Consider the following 23,053-nt stretch of genomic DNA (forward strand, 5'->3'; position numbering starts at 1 on the left):
AGCGCCGGTGACAATTCTTCGGGGCCGCAAAGACAAATGCCCGCAACCGGTGCGGGCATTTGGCAGGTGGAGTGTCCGGCGGGCGGAGGCCAGCCGGCGCAGCGCGCTCAGCGGTATTCGCAGAGGTAGGCGGTATCCTGGGCAACCTGCAGCTGGAACTTGCTGTCGGCCGGAACGTCGAACTTGCTGCCAGCGGCGAACGTTTCCCAGGCGTCGCTGCCCGGCAGCTTGACGGTCAGGGCACCGGCGATCACGTGCATGACCTCGGCCTTGGCGGTACCGAATTCGTATTCGCCGGGCGCCATCACGCCGACGGTGGCCGGGCCTTCGGCCATCTCGAAACCGATGGATTTGACGGTGCCGTTGAAGTACTCGTTGACCTTGAACATGCGGGCCTCTGCATAAAGGAGAAAAAGGGCGCGCCAGTATGCCCAACGCCGGTGGGCGCGTCACCCGTACCGGCATCGATATCGCCGGAGAAGGTCTGTCGTCGGCGACGGCCCCGGCGCAGAGCGCTAGAATCGTCCATTCGATTCGATCAGGAACAGGCCCATGGCTATCCGCGCGTTGCTCACCGCCGTGCTGCTGTTGCTCGGTGGTGTGCTGCAGGCTCAGCCTGTTTCCTACAGTCGTGACATCCAGCCGATCCTCACGCAGAAATGTGTGGCCTGCCATGCCTGCTACGATGCGCCCTGTCAGCTCAATCTGGGCAGCGCTACCGGCATCCAGCGCGGCGCCTCGCCGCTGCCGGTGTACAGCGCCAGGCGCGCCGAGGCGCAGGCAACCAGCCGGCTGTTCGTCGATGCGCAGAGCGAGCAGGGCTGGCGTAGCCGGGGTTTCCACTCCGTGCTGGGGGGCGGCGATGCGGCCCTGGTGGCGCGCATGCTGGAACTGGGGCGCAGTCATGCGCCGCTGCCAGGCAGCAAGCTGCCGGAGGATCTGGACATCGGCATCCGCCGCGAGAACCAGTGCCCGCGGCCCGATCAGTTCGACGACTTCGCGCGCAAGAATCCCCGCGCCGGCATGCCGTTCGCCGTCACCGGGCTGACCGATGGCGAGTACGCCACCTTGCGCAGCTGGCTGGTCCAGGGCGCGCCGCTGGATGGCCAGCCACCGGTGGCCACTGCTGCGGAGGTCGTGCAGGTTGCCGACTGGGAGGCGCTGTTCAACCGCCCCGGTGCCCGCGAGCAGCTGGTGGCGCGCTGGCTGTACGAGCACCTGTTCCTCGCCCATCTGTACTTCGACCGGGGCAGCAGCGGGCACTTCTTCGAGCTGGTGCGTTCGCGCACGCCTCCCGGCGAGCCGGTGGACGTGATTGCCACGCGTCGCCCCAACGACGATCCGGGCACACGCTTCTTCTACCGGCTGCGGCCGATCCAGGGCGTGATCGTGCACAAGACGCACATCACCTATGCCTTGAGCCCGCGCAAGCTGGAGCGCATCGAGACGCTGTTCTTCGCCGAGGATTGGCAGGTGGAGGCGGTGCCCGGCTATGGCCCGCAGCGCCGCGCCAACCCGTTCGCAACCTTCGCCGCCATTCCGGCGCAGGCGCGCTACCAGTTCATGCTGGACGACGCCGAGTACTTCGTGCGCACCTTCATCCGCGGCCCGGTGTGCCGCGGCCAGATCGCCACCGAAGTGATCCACGACCACTTCTGGACGCTGTTCCAGGCCCCGGCCCACGACCTCTACCTGACCGATGCGGCCTACCGCGAGCGGGTCACGCCGCTGCTGGCGCTGCCCGGCGTGCAGGACAGTCTGGCCCAGCTGCCGCTGCTCTGGCGCGAGTCCAAGGCCAATCGCAATGCCTACGAGGCGGCGCGCCGCGAGGCCTACTCGCATACGCCCTACCCGAGCTGGTCGCATATCTGGGCTGGCAACGACAATGCGCTGCTGAGCATCTTCCGCCAACTGGACAGCGCCTCGGTGCGCAAGGGCCTGATCGGCGCGGTGCCGCAGACCTTGTGGTGGCTGGATTTCCCGCTGCTCGAACGCACCTACTACCAGCTGGTGGTCAACTTCGACGTGTTTGGCAACGTCTCGCACCAGGCACAGACCCGGCTGTATTTCGACCTGATCCGCAATGGCGCCGAGCAGAACTTCCTGCGCCTGATGCCGCCGGAGCAGCGCCAGGCGATCCTTGGCGACTGGTACCAGGATGGCGGCAAACTGAAGCTGTGGCTGGACTACGAGGGCATCGACGCTGGCACGCCCAGCGGCCTGCGCCTGCCTGCGGACGATCCCAAGGCGGCGTTTGCCGAGCGTCTGCTGGAGCGTTACGGCAGCCTCAACGCGCGCCCCGACCCGCTCAACCGTTGCCGCGACGCGCGCTGTTTCCGTCCGCAGGCAAGCCCGGCAGTGCAGCGCATCGACCAACGCCTCAGCGCCCTGGCGGCGCGCCCGCTGAGCCAGCTGCCGGCCATCGAATACCTGCCGGAAGCGACCCTGCTGCGCGTCGAACTGGATGGCGGCGGCCGCGAGGTCTACAGCTTGCTGCGCAACCGCGCGCACAGCAACGTGGCCTTCCTGCTCGGCGAGTCGCTGCGCTACCAGCCGGAGAAGGACACCCTGACGCTCTATCCGGAAGTGCTGAGCAGCTACCCCAACTTCCTGTTCAGCCTGCGCGAGGGCGAGGTGAACGCTTTCGTCGCTGCGCTGCAGCAGGCCCGCAGCGCGGCCGACTTCGAGATGATCGTGCGGCGCTGGGGTGTGCGCCGCACCCATCCGCAGTTCTGGGCGCTGTTCCATGACCTCGGCGAGCACATTCGCGAGCACGAGCCGGTGGAGGCGGGGGTGCTGGACATGAATCGCTATCAGAATCTGTGAGCCCGGGTTGCCGGCTTATTCCGACCAAAACACTGGGACTTCATCCCCGCCCGCGCATCGCGTACACTGCGTCCATACTTGCGAGGAGTCGCCATGAGCAACATCACCATCACCGAATCGGCCCAGGAATACCTGGCTGACCTGCTGCAGAAGCAGAACACTCCGGGTATCGGCATTCGCGTGTTCATTACCCAGCCGGGTACCCAGTACGCCGAAACCTGCATCGCCTACTGCAAGCCGAGCGAGCAGAAGGCCGAAGACACCCCTCTGGCGCTGAAGGACTTCACCGCCTGGCTGGATGCGGTCAGTGTGCCGTTCCTCGAGGATGCCGTGGTCGACTATGCCACTGACCGCATGGGCGGCCAGCTGACCATCAAGGCGCCGAACGCCAAGGTGCCGATGGTCAACGAAGACAGCCCGCTGCCCGAGCGCATCAACTACTACCTGCAGACCGAGGTCAACCCCGGTCTGGCCAGCCACGGCGGCATGGTTTCGCTGGTCGACATCGACGACGAAGGCGTCGCCATCCTGCGTTTCGGCGGCGGTTGCCAGGGCTGCGGCATGGTCGACATGACCCTCAAGGACGGTGTCGAGAAGACCCTGATGGAGCGCATCCCCGAACTCAAGGGCGTGCGCGACGTTACCGATCACAGCAACAAGGAAAACGCGTTCTACTGAGTTGCACGATCCGGTGTTTCTGCAAGGGCGGGCAGCCGCCCTTGTCGCATTCCGTAATTGTAATTATCAGGAATGCATCTAAGTCTCCCTCATGCTGTTTGCTAGTTTCATCCATGCAACGCCAATGCCCCTGGAGGGCGCATTAGCGAATAACCAGGATGGAATATGCACAAGTCAATGTTGCGTCGACTGCTTGTCGTCGACCTTTTCGACGAATTCAATCCCATTGTTTCCGAAGTACAGAACGCCGGCTGGGCAGTCGAACTCTGCTCCCTGGATCAGGCGTTCACCCGTCAGGCCGATGTCGGCCTGATACGGCTCGGCCCTTGTCTGGACACGATTGGCGAACTGTTGCGGCGCACGCCGGCGCAGTGGATCGCGGCACTTCCGCCTGGCACATCGCTGAACGGTCACGTCGGCCTGTTCGTCGCCGAGTGGTGCTTCGATTTCCACTCCTTGCCATTCGACTGGCCGCGGCTGCTGGCCACCTTGGGACATGCTCTGGGTATGGCTTCGCTGCGCCGGGCCGTGCAGGTCGATGGTGGTGGCGAGCTGCTCGGTAATGCGCCGTGCATGCGCGAGCTGCGCAAGCTGCTTGGCAAGCTCGGACCGACCGACTCGCCGGTGCTGATCCGCGGCGAGAGCGGGACCGGCAAGGAACTGGTGGCTCGCGCCCTGCACCGTTTGTCACGTCGCGCCGAGCAGGCCTTCGTGGCGCTCAACTGCGGAGCGATTCCCGAGCAGTTGATCCAGTCCGAACTGTTCGGCCACGAGAAGGGCGCCTTCACCGGCGCCCATCAGCGCAAGATCGGCCGGATCGAGTCGGCCCATGATGGCACCCTGTTTCTCGACGAAATTGGTGACCTGCCGTTGGATCTGCAGGCCAACCTGCTGCGTTTCCTGCAGGAGGGGCAGATCGAGCGGGTCGGCGGCAACCAGCTGATCGAGGTCAATGTGCGGGTCCTGGCGGCCACCCACATCGATCTCGAGCAGGCGGTGGAGCGCGGGCGTTTTCGTGAGGATCTCTATTACCGGCTGAATGTCCTGCAGGTGCACACCAGCCCCTTGCGTGAGCGGCTGGAAGACGTGCCGGCCCTCGCCCGCTATTTTGCCCGGCTGTACGCCGACGAAGTCGGCCGCCGCCCGCGCTCGTTCAGCGAGGAGGCGCTGCGGGCGATGAGCGAATATGCCTGGCCGGGCAACGTGCGCGAGCTGGCCAACCGCGTGCGCCGCGGCCTGGTATTGGCCGAGGGACGGCAGATCGCGGCGTCGGATTTGGGGTTTCGTGAGGTTTGCGGATCGGCGAGCCAGGAGGATTACAGCCTTGAGCGTTACAAGATGCAGGCCGAGAAACAGGCACTGAGCGATGTGCTGCGCCAGTACTCGGCGAACCACAGTCACGCGGCCCGGGCGCTGGGGGTGTCGCGGCCGACCTTCTACCGCCTGCTGAACAAGCACCGGATTCGTTGAGCGCGAGATAGAAAAGGCCCTTGCCGGACTCCTTCCGGCAAGGGCCTTTTCTATGCTGAGCCTGTCGCGGTGGATTCAGAAGTAGTAGGGGAATTTCAGGCTGAAACTGAAGTCCGGCGAGTCCGGCGTCAGGCCAATCGACAGGTTGGGCACCATGGTCAGTTTGTCGCTGAGGGCATAGGTCATGCCGATGTTGAAGTAGGCGGCATTGGCGTCGCTACTGGAAACCGTCTGCCAGCCGCCGCCATCCGGCCTGATCTTGCTCCTCTGGCTGATCAGCTGCGAGTAGGAGAACGACAGGCTCATGCGCTCGTTGAGGGCGAAAGCCGTGCCCAGGCCATACTGGAACCAGTTGCCCATCTTGACCTTGCCACCGACCTTCTGGTTCTGGACGGGGCTGATATCGTCGAAGGACTCCTCGAGGTTGTAGGTATAGGACAGGTTGCCGAACAGCACGGCCGGGTCCACCGTCTTGACCACCGAGATGCCTGGAGTGACCGACCACACGCCGTTGCCGGTGGGCAGATCTTGCGGAACCGACAGGTTGTCGTTGTCGGGCGACTGCACCAGTTTGATGCCGTAGGGGTCTTCGCCGGTTGGCGCCTTCACCCGCAGGCTGAACACCGCATCTGGCAGGCTTTCGCTCTCGTCGAGAAACTTGTAGGCCACCCCGAAGCTGACATCGCCGAGTCTGGGATCGCCGGTGACGCTTTCCGACGAAACCTGGGTGGTCGAACCGCCAGCGCCCGCCGACTCGTAGGTGGACTCCCGATAGACCAGTGGCACGTTGAGATCGAACTGCCAGCGATTGCCCAGGTTGTAGCGGCCGGTCATGTCCAGGGTGAAATTGTCGGAGTTGATTTGGTCGACGTTAATGTTGCCGAGAAAGATCGCATCCAGCAAAAGCAGGCCGTTGAGGCCTAGCTGGCGGGTATCGTAGTGGCTGTAGGTCAGGCCGGTTTCCAGGCTGAGCGTGCCTTCGCCGAAGAAGCCGCTGGCTTTGTCATAGATGTTCTCGACACTGCGCGCCGGGGTGTTGTCTTCGCGCAGGCTCTCACCGTAGCCGGAAGCAGGTTGGCTGCTGGAGGAGGGGGAGCGGGCCAGCCGCTGTGGCTGGGGAACGCCAGGTTTTGTCTCTACCTCGCGTACCCGCTGTTCCAGCACCATGAGAGCTTTCTGCTGCGCGTCGTAGCGCTGGCGCAATTCGAGCAGTGCCTGCTGCAGTTCTCTTACCTCGGCATCCGAGGCGGCATACAGGAGTGTCGAAGGCAGTAGCGCAGCAATGCACACTGCCACGCGAAGCGAATATGACGGAGTCATGGGAAGTCCCTATCGCGATTATTTATCAGTGTATCCAGCGTAGATCAGTAACCCGCAGGGCGTAGTGCACGCAGTTGATCCAGGTTGACCCCTATCGAGCCTGCCGGGATTGGTGTTTCGCGCAGTACCACATCCAGCTCGGTCAGGTTCCTGACCGTATTGCTCGATCCGCCGATATTGGCGTGCTGTTGCAATCCGCCAGCCCCCAGTTGTTGCAGGCTGGTGCCTTGGCCAAGCGCGTTGATGGCGATCCTGAAGCCGCCATCGCTTGTGCTGATCTGTACACTGCCGGCCTGAGTGCTCTCGATGTGGTTGGCGAATGGCTCGCCGGCATTGCTCGCATTCGGGGCTGAACCGCCGCGTTTGACGTTGACGACGAAATTGTTCGCTGCGCTATTGAAATCGCCGGCCGAGCGTACGCTTTGCGTCACGCCGTTGACGGAGCTCAGGCCCTCGCCTCCATAGATTTGTCCGCTGCCCGCAGTAGGGGCGCTCTGGTCGCCGTTCTGGGTGATGGTCGAAACATTGAACTGCGGCTGGAACATCCCTTCGCTCGCCTGCATGTGCACCGCGCCTGCGAGCACCTGGCCGCTGGCGTTCTCCCACGCGCTGCTCATGGTGACGCCAAAGTGGACGATTTGCCCCGGCATGATGAAGCGTCCGCGCAATTGGGAAAGTTCCCGGTCGCTCAGCTCGACCGGTTGCAGTGGATTGCTGGCCTGAGCGCAAATGCTGGCGGCAATGCAGCTGGCAGCCAGTAATACATGAATCTTCATGGCGACCTCCGGAGACTTTCTGTCCGTGATGTCAGAATGATTTGTCTGTTATCAAAAGAAATCGCTCTGGATGAATCCATGTTCCATCAGTTCGGCATCCTTGACGGGCTGGAATGCATTCAGGTGATCTTTGGCAGAGAGTGGGTCGGGCGGATTCAACAGGGCATTGGCCTTGTCGTACTCCCGGCCAATTACCGCGAAGACGATGCCATTCCAGCCTTTGAGGAAATCTTCAAGCTTGTAGCGTTTATGTCCGAAAATCGGATCGCCAATATAGGCCCAGCCATTTTCGGTTCTTTGCAGTACCACGAAGTGTTTGTAGCCTCGGACTTCCTGCAACACGATAGCGGGAACCTTGAGTTGCTCGAGGCCGGCAGCGGGGACCCGATAGCCGCGGGCGCGCATGCCGAGGTTTTCGACATAGCGCTTCATGTCGAGCATGGAAAAACCCTGGGTACGAACCAGTTCATGGTCGGCACCGGCCAGCATGCCGTTGATCACGAAGGTTTCGTCCACATCGAATCGGTAGGCCTCGCGCAGGATGGTGGCCAGTGCGGCGGCACCACAGCTGAAGTCGGTTTTCTGCTCTACCAGATTGCGGAAGCGCCGCTCGCGGATGCTTTCGACGTGCTTGAAGGCGATCACACCGCCGGGGAGTACGGCCAATGGGACTTGGGCGGCTTGCAGCGCAGCGCTCAGACAACACAGGACAGACAGGATGGCCAGACGCATGGGGGCACACTCCCTATGACTTTAAGGGACGCCCTGCGGGTGCAGGGCTCCCTTCGCGCGTGGTTACTTAGTTGCCGTTGTTGCAGGAATTGCAGCCGACGGCGACAGCCAGGGTGTTCAACTGCTGGTTGCTGCTGCCCGAGGCGATGTTGACGCCGATGTTGCCGCTCGAGCCGTTGAGCGAGTCGCTGAGGGTGGCGCTGTTGATGACCGGGTTGGCGAAGGTGTAGCTCTTCGTGAAGGTAACGGTGGCAGCCAGGGTGCTGTTGCCGGCCTCCTCGATGGAGCTGTTGGCGCTATGGCTTTCGTTCTTCTCCGCACTGGCCGAGGCGCTGGCCTCGCGGGTTACGCTGTACTCGGCCGCGAAGCTCTTGTCCACGCTGCGAGAATCGTCCGCTGTGTAGGAAGAGCTTGCGTCCACGCTCTTGGCGAGGTCGAAGTGCGCTGCGGATTCCTCGCTCGCATTTTCGGCCGCGTTGGCATTGGCCGTGATGTCAAGCGCCCCATCGGCATGGGCATGAATCCTTTCGGGCGAAACAACCAGATGGCCGTCAAGGCTGGCGCTGGCAGTGGCGTCCAGATGGGCCGTCTTGTCCCACTCGCTGGAGGAGCTGCTCGACTTGTTCGCGTCCACGACGACATCCAGGCTGGCGTTGTAGGTGCGGTCGGAGCTTACGGACGAGTCATGGCTGGCCGTGAGCGAGGCCGAAGCGGTCGCCGACTTGGCACTCTGCGCCTGCCACGAAAAATCCCAGGAATCGCTCGAATCACTCGATTCGTTCTTCGAGTAGTTGTTGCTCCAGTCCTTGCTGACATCGAGGGTCTTGACGACGGTCACGCTGCCGGCCTTGTTGTCCACGCCGCCGCTCAGGCTTTGATTGCCGGTGGCAGTGGCTGTCGCATCCCAGCCCCTGGCCGTGGCGATCGCCAGGGCGTTCTGTTGCTGGTTGAGGTTGCCGCTGGCAGCGTTCACGCCGATGTTGCCGGAGGCGTTGTTGCCGGAGCCGACCATGTTCGCCGCGTTGCCGCCACCGAGGTTGTGTGTCCAGCCGTCGTTGTCCTGGTCGATGTCGGAGGTGGCTTCGGCGCTGCCAAAGACGAACTGCTCGTCGGCGGTGGCAATCGCGACATTGTTGGCTTGCTGGTTCATGTCGCCGGCGGCAACGTTGGCGCCGATGTTGCCGCTGCTGCTCAGCGAGTTCTCGATGTTGACGGTGTTTTCGGTGCCCTCATTGGTGACCTGGGCTTCACCGATATATTGATCGCGGCCTGCGTAGGCAGTGGCGTCGCCAGCGTTGCGGTCCAGCAGGGGATCGTGATCGTGGTCGCGATCATTCGATTGGTTTGCCTGGGCCGCGATTGCCATTGCGGCAGCCATGGCGAATACCAGTGGTTTCAGAGCCATTGACACTTTCATGGTGGTTCTCCTTGCGGTTTTTTATGCAACACGTGTTGGTCTTGCGTTGGATAACGAGTCAATCCATGACCCTGATGCTGACGGTGTTGGCCATCCGGTTTCCCACCCCAGCGCTCTGGTTCAGCTGAACTACACCACTGCTGCCGGCGAAGGCCTGTCTGTCGATAGCGACGGCACGCTCTCCCGGACTTGTCTCAGCCGTTCCTGAGTTCTGTGAGAGCACCACGTTCTGTTGCGCAAGGACGCTGTCGTCCACGCTCTGCGTTCCAGAACCGATGCTCACGCGAAAAGAGTTGATCTGTTGAGTGCCGGCTCCTGCCGACTGATTGACGCCCAGTACCCCGGAGCCATTGCTGAAAGCGCTACCGGTGATGTTGGCCTGGGCATTCAGGGAGGGGTCGATGCCGTCCAGTTCCTGATACTGGCGAAAGTCGGTGGTGGCGTTGGCATTGGCGCCAAGCGAAAGTGCTCGACCGTTGATCTGTTGCTGCTGGCTGCCGGCGGCCTGATTGACCGACAGCACGCCCTGATAGGTTCTGCCGCTGTTGTCGATTGTCGAGTGGTTGTCGACCTGAGCCTGATCGGCAAGGCTGACGGCAGGCAGGGTCATGGCGATAAGTAGGGTGAGGCGCAGCATGTCAGCGATCTCCGGTGAGGATTTTCAGCGGTGCCAGCCCCTGCTGAAGGCTCCGATTGATCTGGTTGGAGACGTTGCTGCCCGCTCCGCCGCCTTGGCCTGCGCGCATGCCAGGCAGGCCCTGCGAAGAGACTTGGGATGAATGGCTCAAGCCGGGCAGCTGTCCGTTGGGGAGCATCTGGTGTTGCAGGCTGGATCCGCTGGTAATCCCGGCAAAGTCGGCATCAGTCAATTCGTACGAATTGGTCGCCCTGATGACTGTGCTGGAGGGGTTGGCATTGACGGTGCGCGGATCGGGGTCGGGGATCAGGGCGGGGCGGGTGGCAACCCGAGGCTGCACGTCGCGGGTGATGACGATGATGCCGTCGGCGGAGTAGGTGGGAATGGCCGCTCCCAGGCCTGAGAGCACCAGCATGGACAGCAGTGCCGAACGAGAAATCCTTGAAGCGTTTCGATCCATGGCAGCGGTTCCTGCGCGATTCAGACCCTTTTGCGTGAGAGGTCAAACGCATGTGACGTGCCAGTTTCTTGAACTTCAATGAAATCAGTGGGTTAGAGTTTTCTTCGCGCTACCGGCAACAATCGGTGTCAAGGCGATGAGACGGTGGCAATGTGGCAGCGCGGGAGCGGGGCGGGACAATCCGCGGTATGCATGGCGCTCGAGGGTGTCGCAGGATTGATACACTCCGCCCGGAAAAGACTGCAAAGTCCGGCGTCCGCGGTATTTGCGGTGACGATCTGTATCATGCTTGCAACAACCCCGTAGTTGTTGCATCACTACAAGTTGCCACTCGCACAGGACAAGGAGAGAACATGCACCCGTTTACCGCCACCCGCCCGCCGCAACTGGCCTGGCTGCTCGGCATGGCCGGGCTGATCCCGTTTGTCAGTGGCGCACTGGGGATCTGGATCACGCCAGTCGGCTGGCGCCCGCTGGTACTGGCTGCGTTGCTCGACTACGCCGCGGTGATCCTGGCATTCATGGGGGCGATTCACTGGGGACTGGCGATGCGCGCCGAACAGGACGACCTGCGTGCCCAGCTGCAGTTGGGGCTGTCGGTGATTCCGCCGTTGCTGGGCTGGGCGGCGGTATCCTTCGGGTTGCCGGCGGCGCTGGCGATTCCGGTATTCGTGCTGGCTTTCGTCGGCTTGTACCTGGCGGACCTGCGTGCTGTTCGCCTGGGGCTGGCACCGGTCTGGTACCGCCCCCTGCGCATGCCGCTGACCGTGGTGGTGGTCGCCTGCCTGCTGATTGCCTGGGCCGGAGTGCTGGCGGGCTGACTCAGCAGCTCAGCTGGTCGGCCTGGCGGTAGAGCATCAGCAGCTTGCGGGTCACGGTCTGCTGCAGGTCGTTGCGCTCGAAGGCGGACAGATGCGGCAGCTGGGTCAGCTGCAGGCGGTGCAGATGGAGGTAGGGCATGCGCTGGTCGAACTCGCGCAGGTCGCCCTTCATCAGCACCGGCAGGAACACGTCGCCATTCTGTTTCAGCTTGCTGATGATCTGTGCCAGAGCGCTCTTGAACGGGCGTGCCTGCAGCATCTCGCCCTGCGCGCCCAGACGGGCCAGCAGCAGTCCATTGTGCCCCTGGAACTGCCCCGGCAGTACGCACAGGCCGGTCTTGCGTACCGAATAGGGCGAAATGTGGTTCAGGGTGTCGTGGAAGGCGTAGGGGTTGGGCAGCACGACCATCTTGCGGCCCAGCTCGGCGGGGAAGTGCAGGCCGTAGTTGGTATACAGCTGGCTCACCGACTCGGAGTAGACGCACAGACGGTTCTCGAACAGGCGAATGAAGCGCTGTGCCAGCTCGCGCTGCTCCAGGCGATCCAGGTCCCAGATCAGGTCCAGGTTCGGTTTCTTGTCCAGGTTCACTTCCTGGAAGTTCATCGTGCTCATCGCGACGGCGCCATGCATGCAGGTGGGGTCGTTGCCGCTGGCGGCGAACAGCCAGGGGGTAATCGTCAGCCCCTCCATGGGCAGGCGACAACAGGTGGTGGCAGAGTATGCGCAAAGACTGTGACAACCCACCAGTTGTCTTGCGCAGATTTGCGATCAAAGTCGGCCATCTGCCACTACGGGCGTAAGCCGAATGATCCGGACTGACCCCGATCAACGCGCAATAGGTCAAGACCTGCTGCCGGCCGGCCAGCTCTGGTAGGATGCCGCCCGCTGGTTCGTCCGCCGCCCTGCGCGCCGGTCGACACTTATCAATCATGAGCAAGGACGCGCGCCAGGCGCGTGACGGGGAGTTTTTGCATGGAATTCTGGACCGCCATCCAGGCGCTGATCCTGGGTATCGTCGAGGGGCTGACCGAGTTCCTGCCGATCTCCAGCACGGGTCACCAGATCATCGTCGCCGACCTGATCGGCTTCGGAGGCGACCGCGCCAAGGCGTTCAACATCATCATCCAGCTCGGCGCCATCCTCGCGGTGGTGTGGGAGTTTCGTCAGCGCATCATCGGGGTGGTTTGCGGCCTGCCGCGCGAGCGTCAGGCACAGCGCTTCACCGTCAACCTGCTGATCGCCTTCCTCCCGGCGGTGATCCTCGGCCTGGCCTTTGCCGACCTGATCGAGCACTGGCTGTTCAATCCGATCACCGTGGCCAGCGCGCTGGTGATCGGTGGCGTGGTCATGCTCTGGGCCGAGAAGCGCCAACACGCCGTCGAAGTGCAGGCCGTGGACGACATGAGCTGGAAGCATGCGCTCAAGATCGGCTGCGCGCAGTGCCTGGCCATGATCCCTGGCACCTCGCGCTCGGCCTCGACCATCATCGGCGGCCTGATCTTCGGCCTGTCGCGCAAGGCGGCGACCGAGTTCTCCTTCTTCCTCGCCATGCCGACCATGGTCGGCGCCGCGGTCTACTCCGGCTACAAGCACCGCGCATTGTTCGAGAACGGCGCCGATCTGCCGGTGTTCGTCCTGGGCTTCGTCACCTCGTTCGTCTTCGCCATGCTCGCCGTGCGTGCGCTGCTGAAATTCATCGCCAGCCACAGCTACGCGGTGTTCGCCTGGTACCGGATCGGCTTCGGCCTGCTGATCCTCGCCACCTGGCAGCTGGGTTTGATCGACTGGAGCACGGCGCAGGGCTGAGGGCGAAACGGCTATGGAACGGCGCGGTGTGTTGAAAAGCTGGAATGACCAGAAGGGCTTCGGTTTCATCCAGCCGGAACAGGGCGGTGAGCCGCTGTTCGTGCATATCTCGGCGATGCGCGGTGAGCGCCGTCCCGTCCCGGGCGAGACGGTGCTGTTCATTGCCGAGCGCGATCAGCAGGGGCGGGCACGGGCCAGTCACATGCGCTTCGATGAGCTGAGTCTCGACCGCCCAGCGATCCGTCGCAAGCCTCGGCAGGCCGAGCAGCCCGCTGCAGCACAGACGACCCGCAAGCGGGCTTCTTCTGCCGGCGTGCAGAATGCATTGCTCAAGCTGCTGGTGTTTGCCGCGCTGTGCGCATTGCCGCTAGGCGGCGCGTTGCAGATGCTGCAGGGAGGCTTCGTCTGGCTGCTGTGCGGTTACGCGCTGTTCAGCCTGGTCAGCTTCCTGCAGTACTGGGCGGACAAGAACAATGCGGAGAAGGGGCGCTGGCGCACGCCGGAAAACACCCTGCATGCGGTCGAGTTGCTCGGTGGCTGGCCGGGAGCGCTGCTGGCGCAGCAGGTGTTCCGGCACAAGACCCGCAAGGTTTCGTATCAGGCGGTGTTCTGGGGGATTGTCGGGCTGCACCAGGCGGTCTGGATCGACTGGCTGCTGCTGGGTGGGAAGTTCAGCCGGCAAGTGGTGCCGCAGTTGGCTGCGCTGTTCTAGGAGCCGGCGGGGCCGGCTCCCGGAGCAGGCAGCCGGCCCATCGGGCCGGCTGGATACCTCAGGCCGCGACGCCCTGGCTGCGCAGGTAGTCGTCGTAGGTGCCGCTGAAGTCGGTCACGCCGTCTTCCGACAGCTCGATGATGCGGGTGGCCAGGGAGCTGACGAACTCGCGGTCGTGGCTGACGAAGATCAGCGTGCCCGGGTAGTTCTCCAGCGCCAGGTTGAGCGCCTCGATCGACTCCATGTCGAGGTGGTTGGTCGGTTCGTCCATCACCAGCACGTTGGGCTTGTTGAGGATCAGCTTGCCGAACAGCATGCGGCCCTGTTCGCCACCGGAGATGACCTTGACCGACTTGAGGATCTCGTCGTTGCTGAACAGCATGCGGCCGAGGGTGCCGCGCACCAGCTGCTCGCCGCCCTGGGTCCATTGGCCCATCCAGTCGAACAGGGTCATGTCAGCCTCGAAGTCGGAGGCGTGATCCTGGGCGTAGTAGCCGACCTCGGCGCTTTCGGTCCACTTCACCGAGCCGCTGTCCGGGGTCAGGTCGCCGACCAGGGTGCGCAGCAGGGTGGTCTTGCCGATGCCGTTGGGGCCGATGATGGCTACGCGCTCGCCGGCTTCGACGCTGAAGCTGAAGTTCTTGAACAGCGGCTTGCAATCGAAACCCTTGGACATGTGCTCGACGGTCACCGCCTGGCGGTGCAGCTTCTTGGTCTGCTCGAAGCGGATGAACGGGCTGACGCGGCTGGACGGCTTGACCTCGGCCAGCTGGATCTTGTCGATCTGCTTGGCGCGCGAGGTGGCCTGCTTGGCCTTGGAGGCGTTGGCCGAGAAGCGGCTGACGAAGGTCTGCAGCTCGGCGATCTGTGCCTTCTTCTTGGCGTTGTCGGCCAGCAGCTGCTCGCGCGACTGGGTCGCGGCGGTCATGTACTCGTCGTAGTTGCCCGGGAACAGGCGCAGCTCGCCGTAGTCCAGGTCGGCCATGTGGGTGCACACGCTGTTGAGGAAGTGGCGGTCGTGGGAAATGATGATCATGGTGCTGTTACGCGCCGTGAGGATGTTTTCCAGCCAGCGGATGGTGTTGATGTCCAGGTGGTTGGTCGGCTCGTCGAGCAGCAACACGTCCGGATTGGAGAACAGCGCCTGGGCCAGCAGCACGCGCAGCTTCCAGCCCGGCGCCACTTCGCTCATCGGGCCGAAGTGCTGGGCCAGCGGAATGCCCAGGCCGAGCAGCAGCTCGCCGGCGCGGGATTCGGCCGTGTAGCCGTCCATCTCGGCGAACTCGGTTTCCAGTTCGGCCACGGCCATGCCGTCTTCCTCGCTCATTTCCGGCAGCGAGTAGATGCGATCACGCTCGGCCTTGACCCGCCACAGCTCCTCGTGGCCCATGATCACGGTGTCGATCACGTTGAATTCTTCGTAGGCGAACTGGTCCTGGCGCAGCTTGCCCAGGCGGGTATTGGCATCGAGCATCACCTGGCCGCTGGAGGGTTCCAGATCGCCGCCGAGGATCTTCATGAACGTCGACTTGCCGCAACCGTTAGCGCCGATCAGGCCGTAGCGGTTGCCGTTGCCGAACTTGACGGAAACGTTCTCGAACAGCGGCTTGGCGCCGAACTGCATGGTGATGTTAGCGGTGGAAATCACGAATCTGACCTGCAAGGAGAGGGCGCGGGAGCGCAAAAAACGTACATTGTAGCGTTTTGCGTCAGTCGCGGCAGCCTAAAGGATCGACGGCTTCTCAATCCGGATAACCGTGATGGGCGTCACGCATTGCTTGATGCAGAATGATGGCCTTTTAGAACAACCTGTTACGGCGTTTATCTCGATGAACATCACGGAAATGCTGCGCATCCTGGCCAGCCAGGATGGGTCGGACTTGTATCTCTCGACCGGCGCGCCGCCCTGCGCCAAGTTCAATGGTGCGCTGCGCGCGCTGAGCAAGGAGCCGCTGGGGCCGGGCGACGTGGCGAAGATCGCCGCCGAGGTGATGGATGCCGAGCAGAAGGTCGACTTCGAGCGCGAGCTGGAGATGAACCTGGCGATCTCGCTGCCCAACATCGGTCGTTTCCGGATCAACATCTTCAAGCAGCGCAACGAGGTGTCCATCGTCGCGCGCAACATCAAGCTGGATATCCCGCGCTTCGAGGATCTCAAGCTGCCGCCGGTGTTGCTCGACGTGATCCTGGAAAAGCGCGGCCTGGTGCTGTTCGTCGGCGGTACCGGCTCGGGCAAGTCGACCTCGCTGGCGGCGCTGATCGACCACCGCAACCGCAACCACAGCGGGCACATCATCACCATCGAGGATCCGGTCGAGTACGTGCACAAGCACAAGAAGTCGATCATCAACCAGCGCGAGGTGGGCGTGGATACCCGCAGCTTCCAGGCGGCGCTGAAGAACACCCTGCGCCAGGCGCCGGATGTGATCCTGATCGGCGAGATCCGCGACCGCGAGACCATGGAGCACGCCCTGGCCTTCTCCGAGACCGGCCACCTGGCGATCTCCACCTTGCATGCCAACAACGCCAACCAGGCGCTGGACCGCATCATCAACTTCTTTCCCGAGGAGCGGCGCCCGCAGCTGCTCAACGACCTCGGCAACAACCTCAAGGCCTTCGTCTCCCAGCGCCTGGTCAAGACTGTCGACGGCAAGCGACGCGCTGCGGTGGAGATCCTGATGGGCACCGCGACCATCCGCGACCTGATCAAGCGGGGCGATTTCAACCTGATCAAGGAAGTCATGGAGAAGTCGCGGCCGCTGGGCATGCAGACCTTCGACCAGGCGTTGATCGATCTGGTCAACGAGGGTGCGATCAGCGAAGAGGAAGCGGTGAAGAACGCCGACTCGGCGAACAACGTGCGCCTCAAGCTCAAGCTGCACCGCGACGGCGAGGGCGGTGGTCAGGCCAAGCCTGACGATACCTCGACCTGGAGCCTGGCGCCGACCATGGAAGAGGAAGAAGAGCCGACGGCTTGATTCTCCCCGGCGCCGCCGCCTGAACGGCAGCGGCGCCTGCGGGTGCAAAAATGCCGGAGTCCACCCAGGTGGCTCCGGCATTTGCGTTTCAGCTACGCAGGTAGACCAGCACCAGATGCCAGCCGAACTGGGTCTTCAGCGGGCCGTGGACCTGATGCAGCGGCTTGCGGAACACCACGTTCTCGAACGGCTTGACCATCTGCCCCGGGCGGATCTCGCCCAGATCGCCGCCGCGCTTGCGCGAGGGGCAGAACGAGTGGCGCCGGGCCAGGGTCGCGAAGTCCTCGCCCTTCTCCAGGCGCAACTTGAGCTGCTCGGCTTCGGCGGCGGTCTTGACCAGGATGTGGCGGGCCATGGCGATGGGCATCGGCGGGGTCCTCGGGGGAGTGGCAGCGGGCGCGCAGTGTAACCGAAGACCGGCAGTTTGCCTTGTGCCACCGGGCGCTGGATCCGTGCTGCGCTAGTCCCTGCGCGGGCGGGTCTTGTACAGGGAAAACAGCACGCCGCCGGTCAGCAGGGCAAGGGTGACGGCCAGCGAGAGCGGTGCCGGGATCTTGCCGAACAGGCCGGCCAGGAAGATCTTCGCGCCGATGAACACCAGCACCAGCGCCAGGGCGTACTTCAGATAGGCGAAGCGGTGGATCATCGCCGCCAGGGCGAAGTACAGGGCGCGCAGGCCGAGCACGGCAAAGATGTTCGAGGTGTAGACGATGAAGGGATCCTGGGTGATGGCGAAGATCGCCGGGATGCTGTCCACGGCGAACAGCAGGTCAGCCAGTTCGATCAGCACCAGGACGAGCAGCAGCGGGGTGGCGTGGCGCCGCGGACGACCGGCCGCATCCGGCAGCCGGACGAAGAAGTGGTGCTCGTGCAGTTGCTCGGTCACCCGCAGGCGCCGGCGCAGCAGGAGCACCAGCGGGTTTCTGGCCAGCAGGTCGGGGCTGTCGTCGAGGGGACTGAGCAGCATTTTCACCCCGGTTGCCAGCAGAAACACGCCGAAGGCGTGGAGCACCCACTCGAAATGGTGGAGCAGCGCCGCGCCCAGGCCGATCATCAGCGCCCGCAGCACGATCACGCCGAGAATGCCCCAGAACAGCACATCGTGCTGGTAGCGGCGGGGAATGCCGAAGAAGGCGAAAATCATTGCCATGATGAACACATTGTCCATCGACAGTGATTTTTCGATCAGGAAGCCGGTGTAGTACTCCAGCGCGCTGGTGGCGCCCATCTGGTACCACACCCAGGCGCCGAAGCAGAGGCCGACACTGATATAGCCGGCGGACAGCCACAGGCTGGCGCCGATGCCGATTTCCCGATGGCCGCGGTGCAGGACGCCGAGGTCGAAGGTCAGCAGGGCGAAGACGAGCGCAAAGAAAGTCAGCCACAGCCAGGTGGCGGTGCCGAGAACGTCGGCGAAGAGAACAGCCTGCAGTGTGTGCATGACACCCTCCGGACTCCGACATGGCGGCTGTCAACCGTCAGAGGGGCCCGGGGTCATTTAGGAATCTAGGCGGTGCGTGGCAATGCGGCAAGCAGGCGTTGGTTACAGGATTTGCCGGCCAGGCGCGGGTGGCGGCGTGACCAGATCGAGCTGCGTCGCTCTCGGGGCCTGCGGTGCGGCATGCGCCGCCCGCGGCCGGCTCCTGCGCCGGATCAGTAGACCCAGACTTCCACGCGGCGGTTCTTCCTGCGGCCTTCTTCGCTATCGTTGGCGGCCACCGGCAGGGCGTCGCCGAGGCCGCTGACTTCACGCACCAGCACGCCGCTCTTCACCAGTTCGCGCTGCACGGCCACGGCCCGCAGCTTGGACAGCAGCAAGGCGCGCTCGGGGTTGTCGTTCTTCGGATCGCCGAAACCGACCAGCACCACCTGGCTCATCATCTTGTTGTTGTCCTTCAGGTAACGCAGTACCCGACGGACGTCGCGCAGGGCCTTGTTGTCGAGTTCGGCGCTGCCTTCGTCGAAGCGGAAGTTGACGGCCAGACGCTGGGCATCGGTCGCCAGCGTGCGGTAGCCGGTCGGCATTTCGCCGTTGAGCTGCACCTTCATCGCCTTCACGGTCTGCGAGATGAAGCCGTTCTTGGCGACGATTTCCTGGCCGCGCGGGCTGTGCGCGAAGCTTACCAGTTGCTTGGCCCAGGGATTGGTTTCGTTCGGTGTCACGTAGAAGAACAGGCGACGCGACAGCGGATAATCCTCGGTGGCCACCAGTTCGGCGCTCGGCGGCATCGGTTGCGAGTCGCCGGCACTGATCGCCAGCGCCTTGGCCTGGCGGATGTAGGGCAGGCCGATGAAGCCGATGCCCTGCGGGTCGCCGCTGACCGAGTCGGACAGCTGGGTGCTCGACTCGAAGCGCTTGGCGCCAGCGGCCAGGCTCTTGCCCTGGCTGGCCAGCACCAGCTCCTTGAAGGTATCCCAGGTGCCGGAGTTGTCGTCGCGGGCGTACAGGTTGATGGCGCCGCCACGGCCGCCCAGTTCCTCCCAGGTCTTCACCTCGCCGGCAAAGACCTGGGCCAGCTGCGGCACCGACAATGCCTTGAGCGGGTTGGACGGGTGCAGGATCACCGCCAGGCCGTCGATGGCGATGACCTGCTCGCCCTCCGGACTCTGCAGATCACCGAACTTGATGAGGCTGGCGGCTTCGCTGTCCTTGATCGGGCGCGAGGAGGCGGCCAGATCGGCGCTGCCGTTGCCGAGGGCGACAAAGCCGGTGCCCGAGCCGTGAGCGGCCACCTGGATGTTGACCATGCGGCCCTTGTCGTCACGCGCGGTGACCCGCTGCTCGTTCTCGCTGCCGGGCACGATGCGCACATCGGTAAAGCCTTCCTTCTCCAGCAGGCCGCCGACCAGCGCCGGGCCCAGCTTGGCGCCGATGGTGTTGGAGCCCTGGATGCTCAGTGCCGGCTGGCCATCGGTTGGCAGGGGCAGGGCGGCAAAGCTGGCGGTGGGGATGGCGACGGCCAGCAACCCACCGAGCAACAGGTGGGCACGGAGGGAACGCTGAGAGGGAAGGCGCAGCATGGCGGCAGGGAACCTTGTTGGTCAGGTTTGATGATGCCGCGCAGAATAAGTCAGTAAAATGACAGCCTGGTGACAGCCGGCGTGTCAGGGCCGTGGCAGAGCGTCGCAAGGGCGGATCAGTCGAGCTGCAGCCACACCGGCGCGTGATCCGACGGCTTGTCCATGCCGCGCAGCTCGTAGTCGATGCCGGCGGCTTGCAGGCGCGGCGTCAGGCCGGTCGAGGTCATGATCAGATCGATGCGCAGGCCGCGCTTGGGCTGGTCCTCGAAGCCGCGGCTGCGGTAGTCGAACCAGCTGAAGCGGTCGTTCACCTCTGGGTGCAGCACCCGGAAGCTGTCCACCAGACCCCAACCGTGCAGGCGGGCCATCCACTCGCGCTCCTCCGGCAGGAAGCTGCACTTGCCGCTGCGCAGCCAGCGCTTGGCGTTTTCCGCGCCGATGCCGATGTCGCTGTCCTGCGGCGAGATATTGAAGTCGCCCATCACCACCACGCCTTGTGCGGGGCTGAACCGCTCCTCGAGCAGGCGCTGCAGGTCGGCGTAGAACTGCGTCTTGGCCGGAAACTTGCTCGCATGGTTGCGGCTCTCGCCCTGCGGGAAGTAGCCGTTGAACACGTGCAGCGGCTGGCCCTGGGCATCGGTGAAGGTGGCGCCGATGAAGCGCCGCTGCGATTCCTCGCCGTCCCACGGGAAGCCCTTGATCAGGTTCTGCGGCGCCTGGCGCGAGAGCAGGGCGACGCCGTAGTGGCCCTTCTGGCCGTGATACTCGACGTGATAGCCGAGCGCCTCGACCGCGGCGCGGGGAAACTGTTCGTCCGCCACCTTGGTTTCCTGCAGACCGATGACATCCGGCTGGTGCCGCTCGATCAGCTCAGCCAGCTGATGAGGACGTGCGCGCAAGCCATTGATATTGAAGGAAACGAGTTTCATGGACAGTTTTCCGTGGGGGACAGTTCGAGCGCGATCCTAGCCGATCGTCCGCGCCCAGGCCACCGTGCGGCCGTGGCCAGTACCTGCTCGAAATGCATGGATTTGCCGGTTCGGCTGCATGCTAGGCTTTTCGGCACGCTGCTGTCGGGAGGTCTTCTCCGCTGACGGGGCGCACAATAGCTCTTTCGAAGCTCTAGGTTTCGTACTTAACCCATTGAAAATAAAGGATTCAAGCAATGAGCCAAGTGACCCTGAAGGGCAACCCGGTGCACGTGGATGGCCAGCTGCCGCAGGCCGGTGCCCTGGCCCCGGCCTTCCGCCTGGTAGCCGCCGACCTGTCCGACAAGTCCCTCGCCGACTTCGCCGGCCAGCGCAAGGTGCTTAACATCTTCCCCAGCATCGATACGCCGACCTGCGCTACCTCGGTGCGCAAGTTCAACGCCGAGGCCAGCCAGCTGAGCAACACCGTGGTGTTGTGCATCTCGGCCGACCTGCCGTTCGCGCAGAAGCGCTTCTGCGCCGCGGAAGGCCTGGACAAGGTGGTCAACCTGTCGACCCTGCGCGGTCGCGAGTTCCTCAAGGATTACGGCGTGGCTATCGCCGAAGGCCCGCTGCTCGGCCTGGCCGCCCGCGCCGTGGTGGTGCTGGATGAGAACGACAAGGTGCTGCACAGCCAGCTGGTTTCCGAGATCGGCAACGAGCCGGACTACGCGGCGGCGCTGGCGGCACTCTGAGTCGCCAGGCTCCTGAAGCCCGCCCTGGCGGGCTTGCGTGGTGGCAGGCTTGGCCGTAGAGGTCAGGCTACCACGCAACAAAAAGCCCGCTTTCGCGGGCTTTTTGTTGGGAGCGATAGGCTCGGCGTGGTGATGATCAGCGACCCATGCCATTGCTGATGGCACCGCCGGCCGCGCCGCCGAGGCCCGCGCCGACCGCACCGCCGGTGCTGCCGCCGAGGGTGTTGCCGAGCAGCGAGCCGCCCGCAGCGCCCAGGCCGCTGCCCACGGCGACCTTGGTCTTGTTGCCGCTCTTGGCGGTCATCGCGCCACCGGCAGCGGCGCCCAGGCCGGCACCGACCGCAGCACCGGTCTTGCCACCGAGCGACTGACCGAGGACGTTGCCCAGGGCGCCACCGAGACCGCCGCCGACCGCCGCGCGAGTGCCGCCATCGGCCATGGCGCCTTGGGCGCACAGCAGGCTCAGGGTCAGGACGGAAAGTGCTTTACGCATGTTGGGAACCTCGAGGAAGAAAACAGGGGGGAGTATTGTCCCGGCTCGCGCGGCGTTGGACAAACGCCATGCGCTCCGGTTGGAAACGGGTTCACGCGTCGAGAGTCCCCGGGGCCGGCAAACCGTGCATCTGACGGTGACGAAGCCGGGCGGGTAGCGCTGTCGACGCAGCGGAAGGTGAGACAACGGCAAAGGCGCGAGGTTCGCCGCAGCAGGAACCTCGCGCGCTACGGCGCACTCAGCCGCGCAGCCCGGCGACGATCTCGAATGAGCGCAGGCGGTCGGCAGGCTCGTAGAAGTCGCCGGTGAAGATCAGCTCATCGGCGCCGGTCTGCTGGAGGATCATCTCCAGGCGGGCGCGGACCTTTTCCGGGCCGCCGATCACTGCCAGGCCGAGGAAGTTGCCGACCGCCTCCTGCTCGCGGGGCAGCCAGCGGCCGGCCATCGACGACACTGGCGGGTGCAGCACCCGGCTCTCGCCGCGCAGCAGCGCCAGCACCCGCTGATAGGCGGTGGTGGCGAGGAAGGCGGCCTCTTCGTCGCTGGGGGCGGCGACCAGCGGCACCCCGATCATCACGTAGGGCTTGTCGAGCACCGCCGAAGGCTGGAAGTTGTCGCGGTACAGGCGGATCGCCTCGTGCAGGTAGTGCGGCGCGAAGTGCGAGGCGAAGGCGTAGGGCAAGCCCTTCTGTGCCGCCAGCTGGGCGCTGTACAGGCTGGAGCCGAGCAGCCAGAGCGGCACCTGGGTGCCGACGCCGGGCATGGCGATCACCCGCTGGCCGGGCTGTGCCGGGCCGAGCAGGTATTCCAGCTCCTCGACGTCCTGCGGGAAATCATCGTCGCTGCCCGAGCGCGCGCGGCGCAGCGCGCGGGCGGTGTACTGGTCGGCACCCGGCGCCCGTCCCAGCCCCAGGTCGATGCGTCCCGGGTAGAGGGTGGCGAGGGTGCCGAACTGTTCGGCGATCACCAGCGGTGCATGATTGGGCAGCATGACGCCACCGGCGCCAACGCGGATGCGCGAGGTGCCCCCGGCCAGGTAGCCGACCAGCACGGCGGTGGCGGAGCTGGCGATGCCGTCCATGTTGTGGTGCTCGGCCACCCAGAAGCGGGTGAAGTCCAGCGACTCCACATGGCGGGCCAGGGCTAGGGAATTGTGCAGGGCCTGGGCCGGTCCGCCATCGTCGCGGATGGGGCAGAGGTCGAGCACGGAAAATTTGACGTCGGCCAGTCGGGGCATTGCGT

At 64.2% G+C, this 23,053-nt stretch carries 23 protein-coding genes; 8 read left to right on the forward strand and 15 right to left on the reverse strand.

Features of this window, described 5'->3' with window-relative positions:
* Nucleotides 1-107 precede the first annotated feature (107 nt).
* Entirely contained in the window at nucleotides 108-389 is a 282-nt protein-coding gene (ppnP, locus tag KRX52_RS09350) for a pyrimidine/purine nucleoside phosphorylase (protein ID WP_217681468.1), read from the reverse strand.
* A 163-nt stretch (nucleotides 390-552) separates the two neighbouring features.
* Here ppnP and KRX52_RS09355 point away from each other — a divergent pair, with 163 nt between their 5' ends.
* From KRX52_RS09355 to KRX52_RS09365, 3 genes are all read left to right on the forward strand, one after another.
* On the forward strand, nucleotides 553-2,826 hold the full coding sequence (locus KRX52_RS09355; protein ID WP_217681469.1) for a fatty acid cis/trans isomerase: 2,274 nt from the start codon (nucleotides 553-555) through the stop codon (nucleotides 2,824-2,826).
* A gap of 93 nt (nucleotides 2,827-2,919) precedes the next feature.
* Nucleotides 2,920-3,504, forward strand: coding sequence for a Fe-S biogenesis protein NfuA (gene nfuA, locus KRX52_RS09360; protein WP_217681470.1), 585 nt, complete (start codon nucleotides 2,920-2,922; stop codon nucleotides 3,502-3,504).
* A gap of 165 nt (nucleotides 3,505-3,669) precedes the next feature.
* The gene (locus tag KRX52_RS09365; protein WP_217681471.1) at nucleotides 3,670-4,974 is read left to right on the forward strand and encodes a sigma-54 dependent transcriptional regulator; all 1,305 of its coding nucleotides are present in this window, start codon (nucleotides 3,670-3,672) and stop codon (nucleotides 4,972-4,974) included.
* A 75-nt stretch (nucleotides 4,975-5,049) separates the two neighbouring features.
* On the opposite strand, the gene fapF is transcribed toward KRX52_RS09365, so the two are convergent.
* From fapF to fapA, 6 genes are all read right to left on the reverse strand, one after another.
* Nucleotides 5,050-6,294 carry a fibril amyloid transporter FapF gene (fapF, locus tag KRX52_RS09370; protein WP_217681472.1) on the reverse strand — a complete coding sequence of 415 codons (1,245 nt, stop codon included), beginning with the start codon at nucleotides 6,292-6,294 and terminating at the stop codon, nucleotides 5,050-5,052.
* A 44-nt stretch (nucleotides 6,295-6,338) separates the two neighbouring features.
* A complete protein-coding gene (gene fapE / locus KRX52_RS09375) occupies nucleotides 6,339-7,070 on the reverse strand; it encodes a fibril amyloid subunit FapE (RefSeq protein WP_217681473.1) in 732 nt (243 codons plus the stop codon).
* A gap of 51 nt (nucleotides 7,071-7,121) precedes the next feature.
* Complete coding sequence (gene fapD / locus KRX52_RS09380; protein WP_217681474.1) at nucleotides 7,122-7,802, reverse strand: fibril amyloid maturation endopeptidase FapD; 681 nt, start codon at nucleotides 7,800-7,802, stop codon at nucleotides 7,122-7,124.
* A 67-nt stretch (nucleotides 7,803-7,869) separates the two neighbouring features.
* On the reverse strand, nucleotides 7,870-9,219 hold the full coding sequence (gene fapC, locus KRX52_RS09385; RefSeq protein WP_217681475.1) for an amyloid-like fimbrin subunit FapC: 1,350 nt from the start codon (nucleotides 9,217-9,219) through the stop codon (nucleotides 7,870-7,872).
* A gap of 58 nt (nucleotides 9,220-9,277) precedes the next feature.
* Nucleotides 9,278-9,856, reverse strand: coding sequence for a fibril amyloid subunit FapB (gene fapB / locus KRX52_RS09390; RefSeq protein WP_217681476.1), 579 nt, complete (start codon nucleotides 9,854-9,856; stop codon nucleotides 9,278-9,280).
* Nucleotide 9,857: 1 nt separating this feature from the next.
* Nucleotides 9,858-10,316 (reverse strand): functional amyloid chaperone FapA, encoded by a 459-nt coding sequence (fapA, locus tag KRX52_RS09395; RefSeq protein ID WP_217681477.1) that lies wholly within the window; start codon nucleotides 10,314-10,316, stop codon nucleotides 9,858-9,860.
* A 353-nt stretch (nucleotides 10,317-10,669) separates the two neighbouring features.
* Here fapA and KRX52_RS09400 point away from each other — a divergent pair, with 353 nt between their 5' ends.
* Complete coding sequence (locus KRX52_RS09400) at nucleotides 10,670-11,137, forward strand: DUF3429 domain-containing protein (protein ID WP_217681478.1); 468 nt, start codon at nucleotides 10,670-10,672, stop codon at nucleotides 11,135-11,137.
* A 1-nt stretch (nucleotide 11,138) separates the two neighbouring features.
* Here KRX52_RS09400 and KRX52_RS09405 read toward each other — a convergent pair whose 3' ends face one another.
* Entirely contained in the window at nucleotides 11,139-11,828 is a 690-nt protein-coding gene (locus KRX52_RS09405; protein WP_217681479.1) for a hypothetical protein, read from the reverse strand.
* 282 nt (nucleotides 11,829-12,110) lie between these two features.
* Here KRX52_RS09405 and KRX52_RS09410 point away from each other — a divergent pair, with 282 nt between their 5' ends.
* Both KRX52_RS09410 and KRX52_RS09415 read left to right on the forward strand, forming a co-directional pair.
* Nucleotides 12,111-12,944, forward strand: a complete 834-nt coding sequence (locus tag KRX52_RS09410) for an undecaprenyl-diphosphate phosphatase (protein ID WP_217681480.1) — start codon at nucleotides 12,111-12,113, stop codon at nucleotides 12,942-12,944.
* 13 nt (nucleotides 12,945-12,957) lie between these two features.
* Nucleotides 12,958-13,656, forward strand: a complete 699-nt coding sequence (locus KRX52_RS09415) for a DUF1294 domain-containing protein (RefSeq protein ID WP_217681481.1) — start codon at nucleotides 12,958-12,960, stop codon at nucleotides 13,654-13,656.
* A gap of 58 nt (nucleotides 13,657-13,714) precedes the next feature.
* Here the strand turns inward: KRX52_RS09415 and KRX52_RS09420 are convergent, their stop codons facing one another.
* Entirely contained in the window at nucleotides 13,715-15,304 is a 1,590-nt protein-coding gene (locus KRX52_RS09420) for an ABC-F family ATPase (RefSeq protein WP_217681482.1), read from the reverse strand.
* Nucleotides 15,305-15,500: 196 nt separating this feature from the next.
* Here KRX52_RS09420 and KRX52_RS09425 point away from each other — a divergent pair, with 196 nt between their 5' ends.
* Entirely contained in the window at nucleotides 15,501-16,634 is a 1,134-nt protein-coding gene (locus KRX52_RS09425) for a PilT/PilU family type 4a pilus ATPase (RefSeq protein WP_437439696.1), read from the forward strand.
* Nucleotides 16,635-16,722: 88 nt separating this feature from the next.
* On the opposite strand, the gene KRX52_RS09430 is transcribed toward KRX52_RS09425, so the two are convergent.
* The 4 genes from KRX52_RS09430 to xthA form a co-directional block, all read right to left on the reverse strand.
* Entirely contained in the window at nucleotides 16,723-17,001 is a 279-nt protein-coding gene (locus KRX52_RS09430; RefSeq protein ID WP_217681484.1) for a peptidylprolyl isomerase, read from the reverse strand.
* A 93-nt stretch (nucleotides 17,002-17,094) separates the two neighbouring features.
* Nucleotides 17,095-18,075 carry a TerC family protein gene (locus tag KRX52_RS09435; protein ID WP_217681486.1) on the reverse strand — a complete coding sequence of 327 codons (981 nt, stop codon included), beginning with the start codon at nucleotides 18,073-18,075 and terminating at the stop codon, nucleotides 17,095-17,097.
* Between the two features lie 212 nt (nucleotides 18,076-18,287).
* Complete coding sequence (locus KRX52_RS09440) at nucleotides 18,288-19,655, reverse strand: substrate-binding domain-containing protein (RefSeq protein WP_217681487.1); 1,368 nt, start codon at nucleotides 19,653-19,655, stop codon at nucleotides 18,288-18,290.
* 116 nt (nucleotides 19,656-19,771) lie between these two features.
* Complete coding sequence (gene xthA, locus KRX52_RS09445) at nucleotides 19,772-20,584, reverse strand: exodeoxyribonuclease III (protein ID WP_217681488.1); 813 nt, start codon at nucleotides 20,582-20,584, stop codon at nucleotides 19,772-19,774.
* A 236-nt stretch (nucleotides 20,585-20,820) separates the two neighbouring features.
* On the opposite strand from xthA, the gene tpx reads away from it, so the two are divergent.
* Entirely contained in the window at nucleotides 20,821-21,318 is a 498-nt protein-coding gene (tpx, locus tag KRX52_RS09450) for a thiol peroxidase (RefSeq protein WP_217681489.1), read from the forward strand.
* A 136-nt stretch (nucleotides 21,319-21,454) separates the two neighbouring features.
* Here tpx and KRX52_RS09455 read toward each other — a convergent pair whose 3' ends face one another.
* Together KRX52_RS09455 and KRX52_RS09460 are read right to left on the reverse strand one after the other, a co-directional pair.
* Nucleotides 21,455-21,811 carry a bacteriocin gene (locus KRX52_RS09455; protein ID WP_217681490.1) on the reverse strand — a complete coding sequence of 119 codons (357 nt, stop codon included), beginning with the start codon at nucleotides 21,809-21,811 and terminating at the stop codon, nucleotides 21,455-21,457.
* A 238-nt stretch (nucleotides 21,812-22,049) separates the two neighbouring features.
* Complete coding sequence (locus tag KRX52_RS09460; protein ID WP_217681491.1) at nucleotides 22,050-23,048, reverse strand: LLM class flavin-dependent oxidoreductase; 999 nt, start codon at nucleotides 23,046-23,048, stop codon at nucleotides 22,050-22,052.
* Nucleotides 23,049-23,053 lie beyond the last annotated feature (5 nt).

Origin of the sequence: Geopseudomonas aromaticivorans, assembly GCF_019097855.1 — a bacterium.
Taxonomy (GTDB): Bacteria; Pseudomonadota; Gammaproteobacteria; order Pseudomonadales; family Pseudomonadaceae; genus Geopseudomonas; species Geopseudomonas aromaticivorans.

Bases quoted from the DNA above. Each gene is read 5' to 3' on its own strand.
- KRX52_RS09415 (WP_217681481.1), top strand. From the start codon at position 12,958: ATGGAACGGCGCGGTGTGTTGAAAAGCTGGAATGACCAGAAGGGCTTC.
- KRX52_RS09455 (WP_217681490.1), bottom strand. From the start codon at position 21,811: ATGCGTAAAGCACTTTCCGTCCTGACCCTGAGCCTGCTGTGCGCCCAA.
- fapB (WP_217681476.1), bottom strand. From the start codon at position 9,856: ATGCTGCGCCTCACCCTACTTATCGCCATGACCCTGCCTGCCGTCAGC.
- tpx (WP_217681489.1), top strand. From the start codon at position 20,821: ATGAGCCAAGTGACCCTGAAGGGCAACCCGGTGCACGTGGATGGCCAG.
- xthA (WP_217681488.1), bottom strand. From the start codon at position 20,584: ATGAAACTCGTTTCCTTCAATATCAATGGCTTGCGCGCACGTCCTCAT.
- ppnP (WP_217681468.1), bottom strand. From the start codon at position 389: ATGTTCAAGGTCAACGAGTACTTCAACGGCACCGTCAAATCCATCGGT.
- fapA (WP_217681477.1), bottom strand. From the start codon at position 10,316: ATGGATCGAAACGCTTCAAGGATTTCTCGTTCGGCACTGCTGTCCATG.
- KRX52_RS09425 (WP_437439696.1), top strand. From the start codon at position 15,501: ATGCTGCGCATCCTGGCCAGCCAGGATGGGTCGGACTTGTATCTCTCG.
- KRX52_RS09405 (WP_217681479.1), bottom strand. From the start codon at position 11,828: ATGGAGGGGCTGACGATTACCCCCTGGCTGTTCGCCGCCAGCGGCAAC.
- KRX52_RS09460 (WP_217681491.1), bottom strand. From the start codon at position 23,048: ATGCCCCGACTGGCCGACGTCAAATTTTCCGTGCTCGACCTCTGCCCC.
- fapE (WP_217681473.1), bottom strand. From the start codon at position 7,070: ATGAAGATTCATGTATTACTGGCTGCCAGCTGCATTGCCGCCAGCATT.
- fapC (WP_217681475.1), bottom strand. From the start codon at position 9,219: ATGAAAGTGTCAATGGCTCTGAAACCACTGGTATTCGCCATGGCTGCC.
- KRX52_RS09365 (WP_217681471.1), top strand. From the start codon at position 3,670: ATGCACAAGTCAATGTTGCGTCGACTGCTTGTCGTCGACCTTTTCGAC.
- KRX52_RS09430 (WP_217681484.1), bottom strand. From the start codon at position 17,001: ATGCCCATCGCCATGGCCCGCCACATCCTGGTCAAGACCGCCGCCGAA.
- nfuA (WP_217681470.1), top strand. From the start codon at position 2,920: ATGAGCAACATCACCATCACCGAATCGGCCCAGGAATACCTGGCTGAC.
- KRX52_RS09355 (WP_217681469.1), top strand. From the start codon at position 553: ATGGCTATCCGCGCGTTGCTCACCGCCGTGCTGCTGTTGCTCGGTGGT.
- KRX52_RS09400 (WP_217681478.1), top strand. From the start codon at position 10,670: ATGCACCCGTTTACCGCCACCCGCCCGCCGCAACTGGCCTGGCTGCTC.
- fapD (WP_217681474.1), bottom strand. From the start codon at position 7,802: ATGCGTCTGGCCATCCTGTCTGTCCTGTGTTGTCTGAGCGCTGCGCTG.
- KRX52_RS09410 (WP_217681480.1), top strand. From the start codon at position 12,111: ATGGAATTCTGGACCGCCATCCAGGCGCTGATCCTGGGTATCGTCGAG.
- KRX52_RS09435 (WP_217681486.1), bottom strand. From the start codon at position 18,075: ATGCACACACTGCAGGCTGTTCTCTTCGCCGACGTTCTCGGCACCGCC.
- fapF (WP_217681472.1), bottom strand. From the start codon at position 6,294: ATGACTCCGTCATATTCGCTTCGCGTGGCAGTGTGCATTGCTGCGCTA.
- KRX52_RS09440 (WP_217681487.1), bottom strand. From the start codon at position 19,655: ATGCTGCGCCTTCCCTCTCAGCGTTCCCTCCGTGCCCACCTGTTGCTC.